Consider the following 19,829-nt stretch of genomic DNA (forward strand, 5'->3'; position numbering starts at 1 on the left):
GATGAGTGATTCGCAGACGTGGCCGGCGGCACACTCGCTGGTGCCGGCGGACACCACCGAGGACGTACGGACGCGGGGCGCGGGACTCGCGCGACAGGTCGCGGTCCTGCCCGTCGGAAGCTTCGAGCAGCACGGCCCGTACCTTCCGCTGGCGACCGACACGCTCGTGGCCTGCGCCATCGCGCGCGAGATCGCCGCCGTACATCCGGTGCACCTCCTTCCGCCGGTGACGATCTCCTGCTCGCACGAACACGCGGCCTGGCCGGGGACCGTCAGCATCTCCTCCGTGACCCTTCATGCGGTGATACGGGACATAGCGGCTTCGCTCCGCCGGTCCGGTGTCGACGCTCTGGTGCTGGTCAACGGGCACGGCGGAAACTACGTACTGGGCAATGTCGTTCAGGAGTCCTCCGCGCGCGGTGAGCGAATGGCACTGTTCCCGGCCCCGGAGGACTGGGAGGCGGCACGGGAGGGGGCGGGGGTGGAGACCTCGCTGCTCACCGACATGCACGCGGGGGAAATTGAGACCTCCATCCTTCTGCACACTCATCCCGAATTGATCCGACCCGGTTATGAGAGTTCCGATTTCGTGGCGGACGACCGCCGTCAGCTACTCACCCTCGGTATGTCCGCCTATACCGATTCGGGTGTCATAGGCCGCCCTTCGCTGGGTTCCGCGGAAAAGGGGAAGCGCCTGCTGGCGAGCCTCGCGGATTCCTTCGGCGCGTATGTGTCACTGCTGACCTCCGCGGACGATTCCGTACGGGACACGGGAGACGCACGAAAATAGCGGCTGGGCTCCGGGTCCGCTACGGCTACGGCTGCGGACCCGAAGCCCGTGCGCAGGCCGGTGTACCAGCGGGCGACGAGGACGAGGACGCCGGGCAGGGCGGCCACGAAACTGAGGACGCCGTACACGACGGCGACGGCCAGTCCGGTGTCGGCACCGAGCCCCGCGGCGCCGAACGCCCAGGCGGTGGCGCCCTCCCGGGGACCGAACCCGCCGACGTTCAGGGGCACGCCCATGGCGAGCAGCGCCAGGACGGCGAGCGGCAGCAGGGCGGCCACGGAGGCGGTGGAGCCGGCGATCCTCGCGGCGAGCACGAACATCGCGATGTGGCCGGCGAGGACGACGACGGAAGACACGGCGACGCCGGGACCGTTGCGGCGGGACAGCAGGGCCTCGCGGGCCTCGCCGAGAGTCGTGCGCACGGCCGTCGGCTCGGTCCGGTCACGGCGGGACGGTGCACGGTTCATGCGCAGCGCGACCACGACGGCCAGGGTCCCCACAGCGGCGAACAGGATGAGCGGCGTCAGGTCGCGTGCCTCGTTCAGCACCGGGGACGGCATGGTCAGCAGCACGACGGCGCCGACGACGGCCAGGACGACTTGGCCGGCCGTCCGTTCGAGCACGACCGCACGGACGCCGCGGCCCATGTCACCGGCGCTCTGCCCGTGCCGCACCGCCCGGTGCACATCGCCGAGGACTCCGCCCGGGAGGGCGGCGTTGAGGAACAGGGCACGGTAGTAGTCGGCGACGGCCGGCCCGAGCGGTAGCCGGATCCGCAGCCCGCGTGCCACCAACTGCCAGCGCCACGCGCTCAAAGCGGTGGTGACGAGCCCGATCCCGAGCGCCGCGGCCAGCGCCGTCGCGTCGATCCGCCGCAGCCCGTCGAGGAAGACGCCCGTACCGAGCCGCCAGAACAGCGCGACGAGGATGGCGACGCCGACGACCGTGCCCAGGTGGGTGCGGACAGCGGGGGTGTTGAGACGGGCCAGGCGGGTGCGCAGGGGAGGCCGGCCCGGCTGGGGAGCAGCCGTTTCCGGGCGGGGCTCGTCGACGATGACGTCGACGCGGGAGGGGGCGAGGGCAACGGGGGCGGTCGCGCGGCGGGCGGCGGGCTCGGCGCCGAGCCGGGTGGCAGGGCCCGCCTCCGTCACCCCGACGGCCCGGCTCACTGCCAAGGACTTCACTCGCCGTTCTCGCGCCTTGGCGCCCCTTCGCGTGACGCGCGCCCCCGCCACCGTCTCCACGCTCATGACGCTCCGCCTGTCGGTCGCACCAGTGCCAGCAGGTCGCTGTGGTGGACCACGACATGCAACTCGCCCGCCTGGCAGGCGGCGAGGCGGTCCCGCAGATAGCGGTCGGCGCGCTCGCGCAGTTCGGGGCGCTGCTCTACGGCAGCCCCGACCCAGCCGCGCAGCCAGTGGGCGGTGAGCGCGGACTCGCCGGGGCCGAGCCGCCAGGGGCTCGGGTGCACCTGGACGGTCGCGCCCTGCCCGGAGAAGGCCTCCGCCGCCGCGGTGATCGCGTCCGGGCCCAGCATCCCCGAGCGCCGCTGGTGGGCGTTGAACGCCTCGGCGATCTCCTGGTCCAGCGGGTCGGGCGGGGTGAGTTCGACGCGTCCGGCGACGGAGAGCGTCAGCAGCGCCGGGCAGCCCGCGCCCGCGCAGGCGGCGGCGAGGGCGTCGACCTCCTCGCGGGTGAGGACGTCGAGCAGCGCGGAGGCGGTCACGAGCGAGGCACCGGCGAGGGCGTCCGGGGTGAGGCGGCCGACGTCGCCGCGCCGCGTCTCGACGGTGACGCGGCTGCCGTCCGCGGAGGAGCGCGGGGAGGCCACGGCGGCGAAGTGCAGGAGGTAGGGGTCGCGGTCGTGCAGGACCCAGTGCTGGGCACCGTCCAGGTGGGGAGCCAGCCAGCGGCCCATGGAGCCGGTGCCGCAGCCCACGTCGTGAATTACCAGTCCGGCCCGTCCGGGCAGGTTGGCGAGCCGGATCCGCAGCGGGTCGAGCAGGTCGTGCGCCCGCGCGGCGGCGTCGGCGCCTTCCCGCAGCTCCAGCCACTCGGGGGCGTAACGGGGCGGGTCGTCCGCCCCGGCGTCCCTGAGCCGCACGGTCGCCCGCTCGCCGGGACCGAGGCTGGGCCCGGCCCCGAGGATCACGGCGTCCGCGTCAGGCGCCGCCGGTACGGATACGTCGCCCATGGCTCCCTCCGCCGCGGCGATCCCGCTCCGCGGTGCGGGATCGCGCGGTCCCGGCTGGGCCGGAATCGCCCCTTCGCTCTGTGCCGTTGCCGTGTCCCTCATGCGACCCTCCGGGGTTCGTTCGGCAGTCGGCCCAGTACGGAGGCCAGGCTGCGGGCCGTGCCGGCCCAGCCGTTCAGGGCGGCCCGGCGTCCCCGGGCAGCCGCCTTCAGTCGGCGTCGTACGTCCGCCTCCCCGAACCAGCCGCGCAGCTCGGCCGCGATCGCGGCGGGGTTCTCCGGCGGAACGAGGATGCCGGGAACACCGCCGTCGGGGGCCCGGCCGACCGCCTCCGGCAGTCCGCCGACGTCCGTCGCGAGCACCGGGATGCCGCGCGCGAGCGCTTCCGTCACCGCCATGCCGTACGTCTCGGCGTAGGAGGTGAGCACCATCAGGTCGGCGGCGTTGTAGCTGGCGTCGAGTTCGGCACCGGTCTGCGGGCCCGCAAGGACCAGCCGGTCCTCGAGCCCGTGCTTCGCGATCAGGGACCGCAGTTCGGCCACGTACTCGGGGTCCTGGTTCAGCCCGCCCACGCACACGCAGCTCCACGGCAGGTCGGTCACCGACGCCAGCGCCTCGACCAGCCGGTGCTGTCCCTTGCGGGGTGTCACGGCGGCCACGCACAGCAGGCGGGAGACGCCGTCCGTGCCGGGGGCCAGCGGCGCGATGTCGGCGCCGGGGGCGGCGACATGGACCCGGTCGGGCGCGAGGCCGTGGTGGGAGACGAGGCGGCGGACGGCCCAGTCGCTGGTGGCGATCACCGCGGGAACGGCCCGCAGCACCGTGCGTTCTCGGGCGTCCAGCTCCGCGGCGACGGCGGGCTCCAGTCCCGTCTCGTCGCCGAGCGGCAGATGGACGAGGACCGCGAGGTTCAGCCGCTCCGCCTCCGGGACGATGATCTCGGGCACCCCACAGGCGACCAGTCCGTCCAGCAGGACGACGGTCCCGTCGGGGAACTCGCGCAGTGTGCGGGAGAGTTCGGCCCGGTCCGCCGCACCGGGGAGCGGCCAGCTGCCGTCCACCGCGTGCTTGTGCACCTGCCACCCGAAGCCGGGCAGATCCAGACTCACCCGCCGGTCATAGGCGTTGCCGCCGCTCGGCGCGGACGCGTCGTCGACGCCGCCCGGCATCACGAAGTGCACGGAGCGCAGGGACATGGGGATGATCTCGGCGTTCTTCAGGACGGAGTGCTGCACGGGCACATAGCCGAGCGCAACCTTCTCCGACTTCTCCGGAGCCTCTTCCACGGCGACGGCCTTCTCCAGGGTCACGTCGGTCACAGCGCACGCTCATAACTCGCCCATGCGACATGCGACTCGTGCAGCGTGACGGTGAGGCCCGCGAGGCCCTTGGCGCCCTCGCCCAGCGCACCCTTCTCGATCCGCTCGGCGAGCCGGTCGGCGATGACCTTGGCCAGGAACTCGGTGGAGGTGTTGATCCCGGCGAAGTCGGGTTCGTTGTCGAGGTTTCTGTAGTTCAGCTCACCTACGACGGCCCCCAGTTCCCGAGTGGCCAGACCGATGTCGACGACGATGTTGTCGTCGTCCAGCTGCTCGCGCCGGAATGTGGCGTCCACCAGGAACGTCGCTCCATGCAGGCGCTGCGCGGGTCCGAAGACGTCGCCGCGGAAGCTGTGGGCGATCATGATGTGATCGCGGACGGTGATGCTGAACAACGGACGACCCTCCAGGTGCGGTGCGCTCCTCATCCCCGCCGATCGGCTGCCGGGGATGCCGTGTAGTACGGCTCTTCGCTTCCCGTTGTTCAGCCGTCTCTCACTCTTTTCTCAGGTCAGGCGCTCTTGTCGTCCCGACTTGAACGAGTCCGTCAGGGCGTGTCCGAGTCCTGTCACGGCGTGGCGGGGTACCTGACGCGATGACAGAGCGCCTGGATCTCCCCGGAAGCGAGCTTCGGCAGCACCTCGGGCAGCTCCGCGAAAGCGCTCTCCCCGGTGACCAGCGCATCCAGGGCGGGGTCGGCGAGCAGGTCGAGGGCGAGGGCGAGCCGGTCGGCGTACGTACGGCTGGCGCTGCGGGCCGGGGAGACGGTGCCGACCTGGCTGCTGCGGATGACGAGCCGCCTGGAGTGGAAGGCCTCGCCGAGCGGCAGGGCGACACTCCGGTCGCCGTACCAGCTGAGTTCGACGACCGTGCCCTCGGGGCGGAGCAGTTCGAGCGACCGGGCGAGGCCCTGCTCGGTGGCGCTGGCGTGGACGACCAGGTCGCGGTCGCCGAGCGCCTCGTCGGGCGTGGCGAAGGCGATGCCGAGGGCCGCGGCGACCTCGGCACGGCGCGGATCGGCGTCGACCAACTGCAGCCGCACGCCCGGGAAGCGGGCCAGCAGGGCGGCCACGGAGCAGCCGACCATGCCGCCGCCGACCACGGCGATCCGGTCGCCGACCAGGGGCGCGGCGTCCCAGAGCGCGTTGACGGCGGTCTCGACGGTGCCGGCGAGGACGGCCCGCGCGGCGGGCACGGTGTCGGGTACGACGGTGACGGCGCTCGCGGGGACGACGTACCGCGTCTGATGCGGGTACAGGCAGAAGACAGTACGGCCGACCAGTGCCGTCGGCCCCTCCTCGACCATCCCGACGCTGAGATAGCCGTACTTCACCGGTGCGGGGAAATCGCCCTCCTGGAACGGCGCCCGCATGGCCGCGTGCTGGCTCTGCGGGACCCCGCCACGGAACACGAGGGTCTCCGTGCCCCGGCTGACTCCGGAGTACAGCGACCGCACCAGCACATCGCCCTCGCCCGGCTCCGGAAGGGTGACCTCCCGGATCTCTCCCGCACCCGGGGAGCTGAGCCAGAACGCACGTGCGGTGCGGTTCATCGGAATCCTCCTGAACGATCTGCAAGCTGCCCACGTACCGAGGTGTGCACAGGTCGCGCACAGTACGCGGCCTTGATCGACTCTGTCATCTGGCCGGAGGAATGTGCGGTGGCCCTGAACAACACTTACGACGCGAGGCTGGTCCAGCAGGAGACCGCTGTGGGAGCGGGCGTGCAGATCCTGTTGCTGGCCCTGCTCGGTTCGGCGATCGGCATGGGGCCGGCGGGCTGGCTGACCGGCCTCGTCTTCGCCGTCGCCACCTGGGCGCTGCTCTCGCTGGCCCTGCACCGATCCAGGCTGCGGTCCTTCGGCCCGGCGAACCGGGTCACCCTGGGCCGCGCCACGCTGGTGGGCGGCGTCACGGCACTGGTCGCGGACTCCTTCCAGAGTTCACCGCCGGTGACGTTGTTCGTCGGCCTGACTGCGGTCGCCCTGATCCTCGACGGCGTGGACGGCAAGGTGGCCCGCCGTACGGGCACGTCGACCGCCCTGGGCGCACGCTTCGACATGGAGGTGGACGCGTTCCTGATCCTGGTGTTGAGCGTGTATGTCTCGATGTCGATGGGTCCGTGGGTGCTCCTCATCGGCGCCATGCGCTACGGCTTCGTCGCCGCCGCCCGCGTCTGGCCGTGGCTGAACGCCGCGCTCCCGCCGAGCACGGCCCGCAAGACGGTCGCCGCGATGCAGGGCGTGTTCCTGCTCATGGCCGCGTCCGGCCTCTTCCCGTACCTGGCGACGTTCGCGGTCACGGCTACGGCACTGGCGGCGCTGGTCTGGTCGTTCGGCCGGGACATCCTGTGGCTGTTCCGGAACCGGCCGTCGCGCGTGCGGCGGGCGCCGGTGGCGGAGGTACGGGAGCTGGTGGCGTCCTGACGGGTCGGCCTTCGGGCGGCACCGGGTACACCGTGGACGGCAGTCAGCCGTCGAGCAGCATCCGGTACACCGCCGAGCCCCTCGCCCCGAACCCCAGACCCTCATACAGCCTGTTCGCCGAAACCCGGCCCGGCCGCGACGTGAGATCCACGCTCCGCGCCCCGGACTCCCGAGCGAGCCGCACCGCCCCATACATCAGCAGCCCCCCGACACCATGAGCGACAGTCAGCCGTCCAGGTACATCCGGTACACGGTCGACTCCCTCGGCCCGAACCCCAGACCCTCATACAGCCTGTTCGCCGAAACCCGGTCCGGCCGCGACGTGAGATCCACGGTCCGCGCCCCGGACTCCCGGGCGAGCCGTACCGCCTCACCCATCAGCAGCCCCGCGACACCGTGACCGCGCGCGGCCCCGTCGACGACCACGTCTTCGATCCGGGCGCGCAGCCCGGAAGGCACGGGAATTTGTACGAGGGTGAGCGTGCCGACGATCTCGCCGTCCGCCCGAGCGACGAGGACGGTGTTCGTGCCGCACCTCACGATGCGGTCGACCGCCGCGAGGTCGAGGGGCTTGGCGCTCCCGGACAGCTGCGGCAGCAGCCGGGCGAAGCCGGCCACGAGTTCCGCGCTCGCCTCCCGGACGATCTCCACCTGAACATCCATGCCGGGGACCTTACCGGCGCGGCAGCACCCCGATCGCCGCCACCGGTACGGCCGCCAGCACCAGCCAGGGCACGGCGGCGGGCAGGCCGGTGTCCAGGAGACTTCCCGTGGCCGAGCTGCCGAGCAGGACGATCAGGCCGGAGACCGAGGACAACGCGCCGGTGTAGAGGCCGAGTCGGCCCTCCTCCGCGAGGTCGGGCACCCAGGCGCGGGCGACGGGGGCGACGAGCATCTGGCCGAGGGTGAGCAGGACGACGAATCCGGCCGCGGGCAGCAGACCCGCAGTACCGGTCCACTCGGCGGGCCGGGCCGCGGCCACGACCGCGAACCCCGCCGCGATCAGCAGCAGTCCGGCGACCATGGACCGGCGCAGGGTGAACCGCTCCCCCACCCACCGGGTGACGGGCAGCTGGGCGACCACCACCAGCAGTGAGGACAGGGCGAACAGCCAGGCCAGCGCGGCCTGGGAGCCCGTGGCGCGCTCCACCTCGTCGGGGAGGGCGAGATAGAGCTGGTTGTAGGCGAGCAGGTAGGCGCCGTAGGCACAGCACAGCGCGAGGAAGCGGCGGTTGCGCAGCAGCTTCCCCGTGCCGCCGCGCAGCCGCACACCCCCTCGCCCGGGTATGTGCTGCGGCAGCAGCCACGCGTGCCCGGCGAGGACGAGGACGAAGATGCCGGCGCCGGCGAGGCAGACCGTACGAAAGTCCACCGACAGCAGCAGTGCGCCGAGCAGCGGCCCGACGAACGCGCCCGCCTGTCCGGCCACCGTCAGCAGCGCGAGGACGCGGGTGCGGGAGCCGCCGCCCGACTCCTCCCACACCACCGCCTGCCGGGCCACCTCGGACTCGACTGCGGGTGAGAACAGCGCGGCGGCGAACCCGATCAGCAGCACGGCCCCGATGACCGCCCACGTCTGTCGCGCGTACCCGAGCCAGGCGAACCCGGCGATGCGCAGGGCACAGCCCGTGAGCACGACCGGCCGGATGCCGTACCGATCGGCCAGCGCCCCGCCCACCACGAACAGCCCCTGCTGGCTGAACGTTCGCAGCCCCAGCACGAACCCGACCATCCACCCCGCCATTCCGACGGCCTGTCCCAGATGCTCGGCCAGGAAGGGCAGGACGGCGAAGAAGCCGATGTTGAAGGCGAGTTGGGTGAGGATGAGGAGGCGCAGAAGCGGGGAGAGCCGGTGACGGTCCGGCGCCCTGCGCAGGCGGCGCGACAGCAGCGAGGTCATCCCGTCCTCACCAACTCCATGGCGGGTGAGTGCTGTTCGGGCGTAGGCGCGGCAGGCTCGCCGCTGCCCCTCCCCCTGTCCCCGCGCCGCCGCCCGCCCGGCAGGCCTCCTGCCGCCGTCACCGCCAGCGCACCCAGCAGGGCGAGTACGGCGGCGGGGGCGAGGACCGCCCAGGGGGCGCGCTCGGCGTAGGGCTGGTTCTCGGCGAGCAGCAGGCCCCACTCCGGCGAGGGCGGCTGGGCGCCGAGGCCGAGGAAGGCCAGCGAGGCGAGCGCGAGGGCGACGCCGGGCAGGCGGAGCAGGGCGTGGCGGGTGACGGGCGGCACGACGGCAGGGAGCAGTTCGTGGCGCAGCAGGTACCAGGGGCCGGCGCCCAGGGCGCGGGTGGCTGTGAGGTGGAGGGCGGCGCGTTCCTGCTGTAGCAGCGCCGTGGTGTGGGCGGCCAGCGGGGCCCAGGCAACCGCGGCCACGGCGAGCGCGGGCGTGGCGGTTCCGCTACCGGCGACCGCGGTGACGAGCAGCGCGACGAGGACCGGCGGCAGCGCGGTGACGGTGTCGACGAGCGGTCCGGACAGCCGGGGCAGCAGACCGAGCGCCACTCCGGTGAGCAGGGTGACGGCGGTGATCGCGCCGGCGAGCAGCAGGGTGTCGAGGGCGCCGTGGGCGACGCGGGCGAGGATGTCCCTGCCGAGGGCGTCGGTGCCGAACGGGTGCCCCGGCGAAGGGGCCGCGAGTCGCTCGGCGGTGTCCAGGGCCAGTGGGTCACGGGGCAGGCCGAGGGCGACCACGCCGACGAGCAGACCACCGTAGGCGATCGGCAGGAACCTGCGCACGGGCGGCGTAGGCCGGTGCAGGGACGGCAGCGCGCCGTCGCGCAGCGCCGGGCCGATCAGCAGGCGGGCGAGGACGTGGGCCAGTCCGGCGGCGGCCGCGGCGAGCAGGACGAGGGCGAGCGTGCCGGCCTGCAGGACGGGCAGGTCCTGGGCGAGGGCGGCCTGGAGGGTGGTGCGGCCGAGGCCGGGGATGTCGAAGATCTGCTCGACGGTGACCGATCCTCCGGTCAGGCCCACGACGAACAGGCCGGTGTTGGGGAGCAGTCCGGGCAGGCAGCGGCGCAGGGCCTGGCGGGTGACGGCGCGGCCGGGGAGTCCGCGTGCGGTGGCGGCCAGGGCCCAGGGCTCGGTGAAGGCGCCGGGCAGCAGGTCGTCGAGGAGCCGGCCGAGCACGGCGCCGGCGGGCAGGCCTAGGGCGAGTGCGGGGAGGATCGTCCACTGGGGGCCGTACCAGCCGAGCGCGGGCAGCCACCCCAACTGCACGCCGACGACGGTCGCGAGGACGGACGCGGTGAGGAACTCGGGCAGCGCGGCGAGGACGGCGGAGCCGCTGCCCCCGGCCCGCCCGTCGAGCCGCCGGTGCGCGCCGAGCCACAGGGTGCGGGCGCAGATCAGGGCGGCGGTGGCGGCGGCGACCGCGAGGGCCACCGCCATCAGCAGCAGGGACGCGCCGAGAGCCTGGAGCACGGCGGGTGTGACCTCGCTGCCGGAGATCCACGACCGGCCGGCGTCTCCGCGCCACAGCCCGCCCAGCCAGTCACCGAGGAGCCGGAACGGGCCCGCGTCCAGGCCGAGCTGAGCGCGGACGTCCGCCAGCACCTCGGGCGTGGGGTCGCGGTCCGCCGAGCGGGCCTTGAGCACGGTGAGCGCCGGGTCGGTGCGCGACAGCCAGGGCAGTACGCCGATGGCACACACCAGGGCGGCCGCGATCCCCGCACGCCACAGGAGCGTGACTGCCTGGCGCCGCACGGGTCAGCGCCGGGTGCCGATGCCGACGAGGGTGCGCTCGTACGGGTCGAGGAGTTCGCCCCGGACGTGGGTGCCGACACCGGTGATGATGCGCTGGTGGACCAGCGGTACAACGGCGTCGGTGCCGAGGATCTCGGCCTCGGCCGTCATGGCCGCGTCCTGCCGCTCGGCGGTGTCGGTGATGTCCGCGGCCTCGGCCACGGCCCGGTCGATGTCCTTGTCGCAGAGCATGGCCAGGTTGTAACTGCCGTCGCACGTGTAGTCGCTGGCGAGGACACCGACGGGGTCGCCGGTGTCGACCAGGCTGTTGCGGGCGCCGACGAAAGCGTCGAACCTGCCGTCCAGCGCGTCGCTCTCCAGCCGCGAGTACTCGCGCACCTCCAGCGTGACCTCGAACCCTGCCTTCTCCAGCTGCTGCTTCAGCACTTGGGCGACTTCGGGGAGTTCGGGCCGGTTGTCGTAGGTGGCCAGGGTGATCCGGGTCTTGTCGGGCTTGCCCGCCTTCGCCCGCCCGACCGGCTCGGTCCGCTTGCCGGCGGCCCAGGTGACGGCGGGCCCGTAGATGCCGGCGCCGGCGTCGGCGTAGCCCTCGTAGACACCCTTGGCGAACGCCGAGCTGTCGACGGCCTGCCGGGCGGCGGCCCGCAGGGCTGCGTCCTTGAAGGGCCCCTTCTTCGTGTTGAGGAACAGGCTCGTGGTGCGCGTGGTGGCCGTCGCCTCGCGGGTGGCCTCGTCCAGGGTGGCGGCCTGCGCGACGGGGATCGCCTCGGCGAGGTCGACCTGGTCGGTGCGCAGGGCGCTCGCGCGGGCGGTGCCGTCGGCGACGAACTTGACGTCGATGCCGGTGGCCTGGGCGCGGCCGCCCCAGTAGTCGTCGTAGCGGTCGAGGGTGGCGGCCGTGGCGCCGAGCACCTTGGTGAGCTCGAACGGCCCGGTGGCATGGCCGACCGGGTCGACCTCGGTCTGCTTGTCCTGGTCGCCGTAGGCCTTGCCGGAGAGGACGACGAGGGAGGGGCTGGACAGACGCAGCGGCAGGACGGGGTCGGGGGCCTCGGTGGTGATCCGTACGTCCTTGCTGCCCGCTGCCTTCGCGGAGAGGGCGACGCCGGAGAGTGCGGCGGGGACGGGCTTGGCCTTCGTGGCGTGGGTGAGTGCGGCGGCGACCGCGGCCGGGGTGACCGCGGAGCCGTCCTGGAAGGTGGCCTCGCGCAGGGTGAACAGCCAGGTGCGGTCGTTCTCCTGGCGCCAGGAGGCGGCGAGGGCGGGGGCGGCGGCGCCGTTGGCGTCCAGCGCGGTCAGGCCCTCGGTCACGCCGAGGCGGCTGAGGAGGGTGGCGTCGGCGCCGTACGGCGACAGGTTCTCGGCGGGCGGGAAGGCGAGGGCGACTCGCAGGCGGGACCCGTCCTGGGCGCCGCCCGCGGCGTCGGGAGCGCCGCCGGAGGCGAAGCAGCCGGCGAGGACCGGGGCCAGCACGAGGGCGAGGAGCGGGCGGGTTCGGCGTCGCACGGTCTATCGCTCCATCGGTATCTCGAAGTGGACGACGCCGTTCCCGCCGTCCGTGTCCTCACGCTCGTCATGCACGACCTTGCCGAGCGAGCGCCAGAACGCCTCGGCGCCCGCCACCTTCGGGTCGGTGTGCAGATACACCGCGCGGTAGCCGCCGTCCGCCGCCGCGAAGGCGAGCAGTTCGTCGACGAGCCGCCGGGCCAGGCCGCGCCTGCGGTGCTCGGCCCGGACGTAGACGCGGCGCAGCTGTGCGGTCTCACCGGAGGGGTAGCGCTCGGCGAGCTCGCGCGGGTTCGGCGGGTGGGCCGGGCCGCGGGAGTCGAGGGCGGCGGTGGCGACGACGCTCCCGTCGCGCGGGTCCAGCGCTACGAGGAGAGTGTGGCGGGGCGGGGCGAGATAGGCGGTGGCCGGGTCGATGATGTCCGCGTGCCAGCGAGGCACATAGCCGGTACCGAAGTCGCGGTACACGGTGTCGAGCATCAGAGCTCGCGCACCGTCGAGGTCGTCCGGGCTCGCCGCCCTGATGCTGTAGTCGTGCACTTGCACATCATATGCATCAAGCCCGAAAGGCCTTTCCGCCCGCCCCGTCCTGCCGCACAACCCCCTTACGGTTCAGTCGATTTGACTGTATTCGAAGATCATCTCCAATGCCCGCCCCGCCTGCTACCCCTTCTGCTCCACCCGAACCCAGTCCACCTCGGCCTGCACTCCCCCACCCGCGATCCTGTCCACGCTGGACTGCGGCAGCCCCCAGTAGGGGGTGGTCACCTGGTTCCAGCCGGCCGGGTAGGCCCCGCCCAGAGCGAGGTTCAGGATCACGTACTGGTTGTGGTCGTAGACCCACTGCCCCCGTGTCGACTCCAGCTTGTTGCGGGTGGTCTCCTGGACCAGGCGGTCGTCGACGTAGAAGCGCATGCCCGTCGGGGTCCATTCGACGGCGTAGGTGTGCCACTGGTCGACCGAGCCGCCGTTCGGGAAGATCTGGCGGTCGCCGATGTTGCCGTCGGCCGAGTAGCCGGGGCCGTGCAGGGCGGTGCTCGTCCAGTCCCGGTAGCCGACGTTCTCCATGATGTCGGTCTCACCGGACGCGGGCCAGGAGACGGAGGGGTCGTCGACATTGCTGCCGAGCAGCCAGAAGGCGGGCCAGAAGCCGTCGCCGACGGGGAGCTTCATACGGGCGCTGACCCGGCCGTATGTGAAGTCGAACTTCGTGTTGGTGTCGATGCGGCCGGACGTGAAGTCGTACGTGCCGCCGCCGGCCTGCGTGCAGCCCTTGCAGTACTTGGCACGCAGGACCAGGTTCCCGCTCTCGGTGCGGATGTTGTCCGCCGAGTCCACGTACGCCTGCGACTCGCCGTTGACCGAACCCATCTCGGTTCCGGTGCGGACGACGCGCCACTTGGAGCGGTCGAGGGCGGCGCCGGTGAAGTCGTCGAAGAAGGTCGTCCGATACGTCCCCGGCTGCTCGGTCGGGAGCGCAGGGTAGGCGGCGTCGGCGCTGCCACCCGTGCCCCAGACCTGGAACTCGTACAGGGAGTAGCCGAACTGGGCCGTCGCGGGAGCCGGGTTGTGGAAGCTGCGGCGTTCCTTGCCGAGCATGCGGACGTAGCGGCCGGTCGCCGGGGAGGAGAGGGTGATCGTGTCGTGCAGGCCCACCGCCTGAGCCGGGGACGTCACGTTCGCGCGGCGGGCGGCGACTTCGGCTGCGGAGGGCTGGTGGACGGTACGCCAGGTGCGGTTGTCGTCGGAGACCTGGAGCTGGTAGTCGACGGCGTAGGCAGCCTCCCAGTAGAGGTCCACGGAGGAGATCGTCGACCTGGCGCCCAGATCGACGGAGATCCAGCGGTTCGCGTTCCAGTCACTGGACCAGCGAGTGGCGTCGGCCTTGAGATCCCCCGGCCACCCTCCGTCCGTCACGAAGGCCGGTGAATTGCCCGCGTGCTGGTAGTAGTTGGTATACGCGGGGTGATTCAGGGCCAGGTTGGTGCGGGTGGTGGACGCCGGAGCCGGTTCGCCGCCGTAGACCTTGAAGGAGTACAGCGAGTAGCCGTAGGGCGTGGCGCGCTCGACGCCGCGCATGCGGACGTAGCGGCCGGTCACCTCCTGTGGGTAGGTGTGCGCGGTGACCGTGCCGCCGGTGCCGGCGGTCTCCGTGTAGAACGGGGTCCAGTCCGTGCCGTTCTTCGAGACCTCCAGGACGTATCTCTTGCCGTGAGCCGCCTCCCAGTCGAGGACCACCCGATCGACGCGGATCGTTGTACCGAGGTCCACGCGGATCCAGGCGTCGTCGGCGAAGTTGCTGGACCACCGGGTCGCTCCGTCGCCGTCGAAGGCGAGGCCGGGTGCGGTGCCGCCGTTCTCGCTGCCGGAGGCGGTGACGGCGTTCGGGTTCGCGGTGTGTGCCTCGGCCGCGCGGTCGGTGTCCCATGCGGCCGCCACGGCGGCGGGCCCTGCGGGCGGCGCAGCGAACGCCGAACCCGTGCCGAGCAGGGCGAGGGCGGTGAGCGCGGTCAGAAGGGTCCGTGGAGTGCGAGTACGCGTACGGGTTCGGGTGCGCGTACAGGTACGGGTACGGGATGGCATGCGGCTCTCCTTGGGGATGTGAGGGGGTCCTCGCAGGGTGCGCATTCCGTGCCGTGATGCCTTCGTGCCGTCGCCGTCGGGCGACCCGTCGCGCCTGTCCCGGTGGCTGCGGATCGTCGCATCACGTCTTAGTTTAGAGCGTGAGTTAAGCCTTGGAAGGCAGACGCGTCAAGGGCTTTGACACACCCTCAGAACTTTGGCCGCAACTCTTGACTCACACGTTCCACAGTTGAACCATTCAGCGGCAAGAGAGCGCTCCCCGCACGTCGTGACGTTCACTTCCTGAACCAGGAGAGCCGCCTGATGCTTCCTTCCTCCCCGTCCTCCGGGCCGTCCTCGCTGGGCCGCCGGGCCCTGATCGGCGCCGCGATCGCCTCGGCACCGGCCGTGCTCGGCCTGTCGAGCGAGGCCTCCGCGCAGAACTCCACACCGGCCGCCGCGCCGACTTCGGCGTCCCCGTCGGCCCGGACGAAGCCGCGCGCCCTGCCGGGCGGCGGCGACCTCGGTCCGAACGTCCTCGTCTTCGATCCCTCGACCCCGGGCATCCAGGCCCGACTCGACGAGGTGTTCCGGCAGCAGGAGTCCGCACAGTTCGGCACCGGCCGCTATGCCCTGCTGTTCAAGCCCGGCACTTACCACGGCCTCAACGCCCAACTCGGCTTCTACACCTCGATCGCGGGCCTGGGGCTGTCCCCCGACGACACCACCATCAACGGCGATGTCACCGTCGACGCCGGCTGGTTCAACGGCAACGCCACGCAGAACTTCTGGCGTTCGGCGGAGAACCTTGCCCTGGTGCCGGTCAACGGCACCAACCGGTGGGCGGTCGCCCAGGCGGCCCCGTTCCGCCGCATGCACATACGCGGCGGACTCAACCTCTCCCCCACCGGCTACGGCTGGGCGAGCGGCGGCTACATCGCGGACAGCCGCATCGACGGCCAGGTCGGGCCGTACTCGCAGCAGCAGTGGTACACCCGCGACAGCGCGATCGGCAGCTGGCTCAACGGCGTCTGGAACATGGTGTTCTCCGGCGTCGAGGGCGCCCCCGCGCAGAGCTTCCCCAACCCGCCGTACACCACGCTCGACACGACTCCCGTCTCGCGAGAGAAGCCGTTCCTGTACGTCCAGGGGAACGACTTCCGGGTCTTCCTGCCGGAGAAGCGCACGAACGCCCGCGGCGTCACCTGGGGCAACGGCACTCCCAGAGGCACCTCGCTGCCGCTGACGCAGTTCTACGTCGCGCGGCCCGGCGTCACGGCGGCCACGCTCAACGAGGCGCTCGCCCAGGGACTGCACCTCCTGCTCACCCCGGGCATCTACCACCTCGACCGGCCGATCCAGGTCAACCGGCCGAACACCGTCGTCCTCGGCCTCGGTTACGCGACCCTCATCCCGGCCAACGGCGCCACGGCCGTGCGGGTCGCCGACGTCGACGGAGTCCGGCTGGCCGGCTTCCTGGTGGACGCCGGACCCGTCAACTCGGCGACACTGGTGGAAGTCGGGCCGCAGGGCGCGTCCAGGGACCACTCCGCCAACCCGATCACGGTCCAGGACGTGTTCGTCCGCATCGGCGGGGCCGGCGCCGGCAAGGCCACCACCAGCATGGTGATCAACAGCCGGCACACGATCGTCGACCACACGTGGGTGTGGCGGGCCGACCACGGCGAGGGAGTCGGCTGGGAGACCAACCGCGCCGACTACGGCGTCGTGGTCAACGGCGACGACGTCCTGGCGACCGGCCTGTTCGTCGAGCACTTCAACAAGTACGACGTGCAGTGGTTCGGCCAGCGCGGCCGCACGATCTTCTTCCAGAACGAGAAGGCGTACGACGCCCCGAACCAGGCCGCCATCCAGAACGGCTCGATCAAGGGCTACGCCGCCTACAAGGTCGGCGACGGCGTGACCTCGCACGAGGGCTGGGGGCTCGGCAGCTACTGCTATTACAACGTCAACCCCTCGATCGTGCAGCACCATGGCTTCGCCGCCCCCGTCCGGTCCGGGGTGCGCTTCCACAACCTGCTCGTGGTCTCGCTCGGCGGCAACGGGCAGTACGAGTGCGTCATCAACGACACCGGGGCGCCGACGTCGGGGACGTCGACGGTGCCCTCGACCGTGGTGTCGTATCCGTGAGGTGAAGCAGGCCGGACGAGGGCCCCGTCCGTCGAGGACGGGGCCCTGTGGCCTAGCGCGACACCGCAGCGACCGGCGCCGGCGCATAGCCGGTGGGCCGGGCCGTGAACGTGCCGCGTCCCTGCGTACGGCTACGCAGCCGGGTGGCGTAACCGAACAGCTCGGCCAGCGGCACGGTCGCCGTCACGACCGCCGCGCCCGCCCGGGTGACGGAGCCCGTGACGCGGCCGCGGCGGGCGGCCAGGTCGCCGAGCACCAAGCCGACCGCTTCCTCCGGCACGGTGACCGTGACCTCGACGACCGGCTCCAGGAGGACCATCGCGCAAGCGCGCAGGGCATCGCGGAGGCCGAGCCGGCCTGCCGTACGGAAGGCCGTGTCGGAGGAGTCCTTCACATGGGTCGACCCGTCGGTGAGGGTGACGCGCAGGCCGGTCACCGGATGGCCGCCGAGCGGACCCTCGGCGAGGGCGTCGCGGCAGCCGGCCTCGACGGCACGGACGTACTCCTGCGGGACCCGGCCGCCGACGACGGTCGAGCGGAACTCGAAGCCCCTGACGCCCTGTTCGGCCGCCGTGGCCGGGGCCGTCAAGGGTTCGACATCGAGAACCACATGGGCGAACTGTCCCGCTCCACCGTCCTGTTTGACATGCCGGAACACGAAGCCGGACACCCCTCGGCCAACCGTCTCACGGTACGACACCCGCGGCCGGCCGACGTTGACATCCAGCCCGAGGTCACGCCGGATCTTCTCCACCGCGACCTCCAGATGCAGTTCACCCATGCCGGACAGCACCGTCTGGCCGGTCTCGGCGTCGGTCCGCACGACCAGCGACGGATCCTCCTCCGCCAGCCGGGCCAGCGCCGAGGCCAGCCGGTCGATGTCGGTGGACCTGCGGGCCTCGACCGCCACGGACACCACCGGGTCGGCCACGCTCGGCGGTTCGAGGACGAGCGGGGCGTCCGGGGCACAGAGGGTGGTGCCCGGTCGAGCCGACTTCAGTCCGACCACCGCCACGATGTCCCCGGCGACGGCACGGTCGACGTGGGCGTGACGGTCGGCCTGCACCCGCAGGATCCGCCCGATCCGCTCCGTACGCCGCGCGACCGCGTCGAACACCATGCCTCCCTTCTCGATCGTTCCCGAGTACACCCGCAGATAGGTCAACCGCCCGGTCGGGGTCGCGCTCACCTTGAACGCCAGCGCCGCGAACGGTGCCGACGGGTCGGCGTGCCGCTCCTCGTCGGCGCCGTCGCGCAGACCACGTACGGCCGGCACGTCTAGCGGCGACGGCAGATACGCCACGACCGCGTCGAGCAACGGCTCGACACCCCGGTTGCGGTAGGCCGAGCCGCACAGCACGACCACGCCCTCACCGCTGCGGGTCAGCTCGCGCAGGGCGGCGACCAGCGTCTGCGCACAGAGCGCCGACCCCGCGCAGAACTCCTCCAGCGCGCCGGCATGCAGTTCGGCCACCGCCTCCTCCAGCAGCCGCCTGCGCCGGTGCGCCTCGTCCAGGAGTTCTACCGGCACCGGTCCTTCCACGGCCGTTTCGGCGCCGTCGGCCCACACCAGCGCCCGCATACGTACGAGGTCCACGACCCCGCGGAATCCGTCCTCCGCGCCGATGGGCAACTGCACGACCAGCGGAGCCGGATGCAGCCGTTCCCTGATCGACGCGACGGCCGTGTCGAGGTCGGCCCCGGCTCGGTCGAGCTTGTTGACGAACGCGATCCTGGGAACGCCGTGCCGGTCGGCCTGCCGCCACACCGACTCGCTCTGCGGTTCGACCCCCGCCACGGCGTCGAACACCGCGACCGCGCCGTCCAGGACACGCAGCGAACGCTCCACCTCGTCGGCGAAGTCGACGTGCCCGGGGGTGTCGATCAGATTGATCCGGTGACCGTCCCAGGCACAACTGACCGCCGCCGCGAAGATGGTGATGCCGCGGTCCCGTTCCTGCGGGTCGAAGTCGGTGACGGTGGTGCCGTCGTGGACCTCGCCCCGCTTGTGGGTGGTTCCGGTGGCGTACAGGATCCGCTCGGTGACGGTGGTCTTGCCGGCGTCGACATGGGCGAGGATGCCGAGGTTACGGACGACGGCGAGGGTGTTGAGGTCGGTCATGCGGTCGGTCTTGAGGTTGGTGCGCACGGCCCTTGGCCTTTCGGATGTTCCGGAAGCGGGAAGAGGTCAGCGCGATTCCCGGACGGCGGGCGGGCGCACGCGAGCTGGACCTGTCGAGCCGTCGGAGGAGGGCAAGGCAGGTCTGTTGACGTGCTCGGGCGCTGTCAGATGGTCGTCACGGGCATCCGGTGCCGGCCGCGCAGCGGGCACCGGGCGCACGAGGACACGAGGATCACCTCGTACCGGGAGGGGGAGACGACGACAGACATGCGATCACGCACGGCCCGGCTCCCCTCGACTCGTCACGACGACGCGCCGCCGGCTGGTGGACGGCGCGTGCTGGTGTGGTGAGTGTAGGGAGCGGGACGGGGCCGCGGCACGCGAATTTCCCCGGCGGCCGCCTGACGGATGACGAGGGGGCCCGGCCGGGACGAGCGGTCAGCAGATCGAGCCAGGTCCTGCCGCGGTCGCGCGCAGCAGGTCCCGGACAAGGCCGAAGTCGATCTTCTCCGGCTTACGGAAGCGCAGGCAGCCCTTGCCCATGTCCTGTCCGGCCAGTCGGTCCTCGAACTCGTCCCGGACGTCGCTGCGCATCAGATAGAAGGAGATGTACTGCCGCTGGCTCGCGAACGCGATCTCGGCCGCACCGTCGCGCTGATACGTCGGCATGCCGTACGTCATCGTCTCAGTGAAGCCGGGAAGCTCCGCGCGGCACAGCTCCCGCAGCCGCGTCAGGGCCTGCACGCGCTCGGCCGGCACCTCGGCGAGATAGCTGTCGACGTCGTCCGCCGCACTGCGCACCATACGGGCGAGGCTAAGCCCGCAGACGGTACCGATCAATCGCTCCAACAGAACAACCCGTGCGGGTCGATGCGATCTCGACCCGCACGGGTTGCAAGTGATCTGTGTCCGAGGGGGGACTTGAACCCCCACGCCCGATAAAGGGCACTAGCACCTCAAGCTAGCGCGTCTGCCATTCCGCCACCCGGACCAGGTGTCTGCCGCCTTGCCGGGGACCTTCCCGGCGGCGACGTGGACAACAATACCAAGCTTTCGGA

15 protein-coding genes, 1 tRNA gene and 1 pseudogene are annotated in these 19,829 nt (G+C 72.0%); 3 read left to right on the forward strand and 14 right to left on the reverse strand.

What is annotated here, in order from left to right; all coding sequences use genetic code 11:
* Window position 1: 1 nt before the first annotated feature.
* Entirely contained in the window at window positions 2-790 is a 789-nt protein-coding gene (locus ACFY5C_RS03400) for a creatininase family protein (RefSeq protein WP_389439861.1), read from the forward strand.
* A 149-nt stretch (window positions 791-939) separates the two neighbouring features.
* Here ACFY5C_RS03400 and ACFY5C_RS03405 read toward each other — a convergent pair.
* The 5 genes and pseudogenes from ACFY5C_RS03405 to ACFY5C_RS03425 all read right to left on the reverse strand — a co-directional run.
* Window positions 940-2,040: pseudogene (locus tag ACFY5C_RS03405) on the reverse strand (lysylphosphatidylglycerol synthase transmembrane domain-containing protein); the annotation flags it as partial.
* On the reverse strand, window positions 2,037-3,086 hold the full coding sequence (locus ACFY5C_RS03410; RefSeq protein ID WP_389439862.1) for a class I SAM-dependent methyltransferase: 1,050 nt from the start codon (window positions 3,084-3,086) through the stop codon (window positions 2,037-2,039). The gene ACFY5C_RS03410 and the pseudogene ACFY5C_RS03405, both read right to left, overlap by 4 nt.
* The gene (locus tag ACFY5C_RS03415; RefSeq protein ID WP_389439864.1) at window positions 3,083-4,303 is read right to left on the reverse strand and encodes a glycosyltransferase family 4 protein; all 1,221 of its coding nucleotides are present in this window, start codon (window positions 4,301-4,303) and stop codon (window positions 3,083-3,085) included. Before ACFY5C_RS03415 ends, ACFY5C_RS03410 begins: the two co-directional genes overlap by 4 nt.
* Entirely contained in the window at window positions 4,300-4,698 is a 399-nt protein-coding gene (locus tag ACFY5C_RS03420) for a 6-carboxytetrahydropterin synthase (RefSeq protein WP_093747920.1), read from the reverse strand. The genes ACFY5C_RS03415 and ACFY5C_RS03420 overlap by 4 nt, the downstream gene beginning before the upstream one ends.
* Before the next feature lie 173 nt (window positions 4,699-4,871).
* Entirely contained in the window at window positions 4,872-5,855 is a 984-nt protein-coding gene (locus ACFY5C_RS03425) for a zinc-binding alcohol dehydrogenase (protein ID WP_389439866.1), read from the reverse strand.
* A gap of 108 nt (window positions 5,856-5,963) precedes the next feature.
* On the opposite strand from ACFY5C_RS03425, the gene ACFY5C_RS03430 reads away from it, so the two are divergent.
* Window positions 5,964-6,728 (forward strand): CDP-alcohol phosphatidyltransferase family protein, encoded by a 765-nt coding sequence (locus tag ACFY5C_RS03430; RefSeq protein ID WP_389440688.1) that lies wholly within the window; start codon window positions 5,964-5,966, stop codon window positions 6,726-6,728.
* A gap of 225 nt (window positions 6,729-6,953) precedes the next feature.
* Here the strand turns inward: ACFY5C_RS03430 and ACFY5C_RS03435 are convergent, their stop codons facing one another.
* The 6 genes from ACFY5C_RS03435 to ACFY5C_RS03460 form a co-directional block, all read right to left on the reverse strand.
* Window positions 6,954-7,391 (reverse strand): GNAT family N-acetyltransferase, encoded by a 438-nt coding sequence (locus ACFY5C_RS03435; protein ID WP_389439868.1) that lies wholly within the window; start codon window positions 7,389-7,391, stop codon window positions 6,954-6,956.
* A gap of 10 nt (window positions 7,392-7,401) precedes the next feature.
* Window positions 7,402-8,628: an MDR family MFS transporter gene (locus ACFY5C_RS03440; RefSeq protein ID WP_389439869.1), complete on the reverse strand. Its 1,227-nt coding sequence runs from the start codon at window positions 8,626-8,628 to the stop codon at window positions 7,402-7,404.
* Window positions 8,625-10,430, reverse strand: a complete 1,806-nt coding sequence (locus ACFY5C_RS03445) for an ABC transporter permease subunit (protein ID WP_389439871.1) — start codon at window positions 10,428-10,430, stop codon at window positions 8,625-8,627. The genes ACFY5C_RS03440 and ACFY5C_RS03445 overlap by 4 nt, the downstream gene beginning before the upstream one ends.
* Window positions 10,431-10,433: 3 nt before the next feature.
* Entirely contained in the window at window positions 10,434-11,936 is a 1,503-nt protein-coding gene (locus ACFY5C_RS03450; RefSeq protein ID WP_389439873.1) for an ABC transporter substrate-binding protein, read from the reverse strand.
* 3 nt (window positions 11,937-11,939) lie between these two features.
* Entirely contained in the window at window positions 11,940-12,476 is a 537-nt protein-coding gene (locus ACFY5C_RS03455) for a GNAT family N-acetyltransferase (RefSeq protein WP_389439875.1), read from the reverse strand.
* Window positions 12,477-12,599: 123 nt separating this feature from the next.
* Complete coding sequence (locus ACFY5C_RS03460) at window positions 12,600-14,519, reverse strand: discoidin domain-containing protein (protein WP_389439877.1); 1,920 nt, start codon at window positions 14,517-14,519, stop codon at window positions 12,600-12,602.
* Between the two features lie 303 nt (window positions 14,520-14,822).
* Here ACFY5C_RS03460 and ACFY5C_RS03465 point away from each other — a divergent pair, with 303 nt between their 5' ends.
* Window positions 14,823-16,649, forward strand: a complete 1,827-nt coding sequence (locus ACFY5C_RS03465) for a coagulation factor 5/8 type domain-containing protein (protein WP_389439879.1) — start codon at window positions 14,823-14,825, stop codon at window positions 16,647-16,649.
* 52 nt (window positions 16,650-16,701) lie between these two features.
* Here the strand turns inward: ACFY5C_RS03465 and fusA are convergent, their stop codons facing one another.
* The 3 genes from fusA to ACFY5C_RS03480 all read right to left on the reverse strand — a co-directional run bounded on the left by fusA (window position 16,702) and on the right by ACFY5C_RS03480 (window position 19,762).
* Entirely contained in the window at window positions 16,702-18,771 is a 2,070-nt protein-coding gene (gene fusA, locus ACFY5C_RS03470; protein ID WP_389440691.1) for an elongation factor G, read from the reverse strand.
* 438 nt (window positions 18,772-19,209) lie between these two features.
* Window positions 19,210-19,575 carry an iron chaperone gene (locus ACFY5C_RS03475; RefSeq protein WP_389439881.1) on the reverse strand — a complete coding sequence of 122 codons (366 nt, stop codon included), beginning with the start codon at window positions 19,573-19,575 and terminating at the stop codon, window positions 19,210-19,212.
* Window positions 19,576-19,677: 102 nt separating this feature from the next.
* Window positions 19,678-19,762: transfer RNA gene (locus tag ACFY5C_RS03480), tRNA-Leu, on the reverse strand.
* Window positions 19,763-19,829: the final 67 nt, after the last annotated feature.

This window comes from Streptomyces sp. NPDC012935 (assembly GCF_042900345.1).
Lineage (GTDB): Bacteria > Actinomycetota > Actinomycetes > Streptomycetales > Streptomycetaceae > Streptomyces.

Coding starts and splice junctions, on each gene's coding strand:
- ACFY5C_RS03435 (WP_389439868.1), bottom strand. CDS start 7,391: ATGGATGTTCAGGTGGAGATCGTCCGGGAGGCGAGCGCGGAACTCGTG.
- ACFY5C_RS03400 (WP_389439861.1), top strand. CDS start 2: ATGAGTGATTCGCAGACGTGGCCGGCGGCACACTCGCTGGTGCCGGCG.
- ACFY5C_RS03410 (WP_389439862.1), bottom strand. CDS start 3,086: ATGAGGGACACGGCAACGGCACAGAGCGAAGGGGCGATTCCGGCCCAG.
- ACFY5C_RS03425 (WP_389439866.1), bottom strand. CDS start 5,855: ATGAACCGCACCGCACGTGCGTTCTGGCTCAGCTCCCCGGGTGCGGGA.
- ACFY5C_RS03460 (WP_389439877.1), bottom strand. CDS start 14,519: ATGCCATCCCGTACCCGTACCTGTACGCGCACCCGAACCCGTACGCGT.
- ACFY5C_RS03475 (WP_389439881.1), bottom strand. CDS start 19,575: ATGGTGCGCAGTGCGGCGGACGACGTCGACAGCTATCTCGCCGAGGTG.
- fusA (WP_389440691.1), bottom strand. CDS start 18,771: ATGACCGACCTCAACACCCTCGCCGTCGTCCGTAACCTCGGCATCCTC.
- ACFY5C_RS03465 (WP_389439879.1), top strand. CDS start 14,823: ATGCTTCCTTCCTCCCCGTCCTCCGGGCCGTCCTCGCTGGGCCGCCGG.
- ACFY5C_RS03440 (WP_389439869.1), bottom strand. CDS start 8,628: ATGACCTCGCTGCTGTCGCGCCGCCTGCGCAGGGCGCCGGACCGTCAC.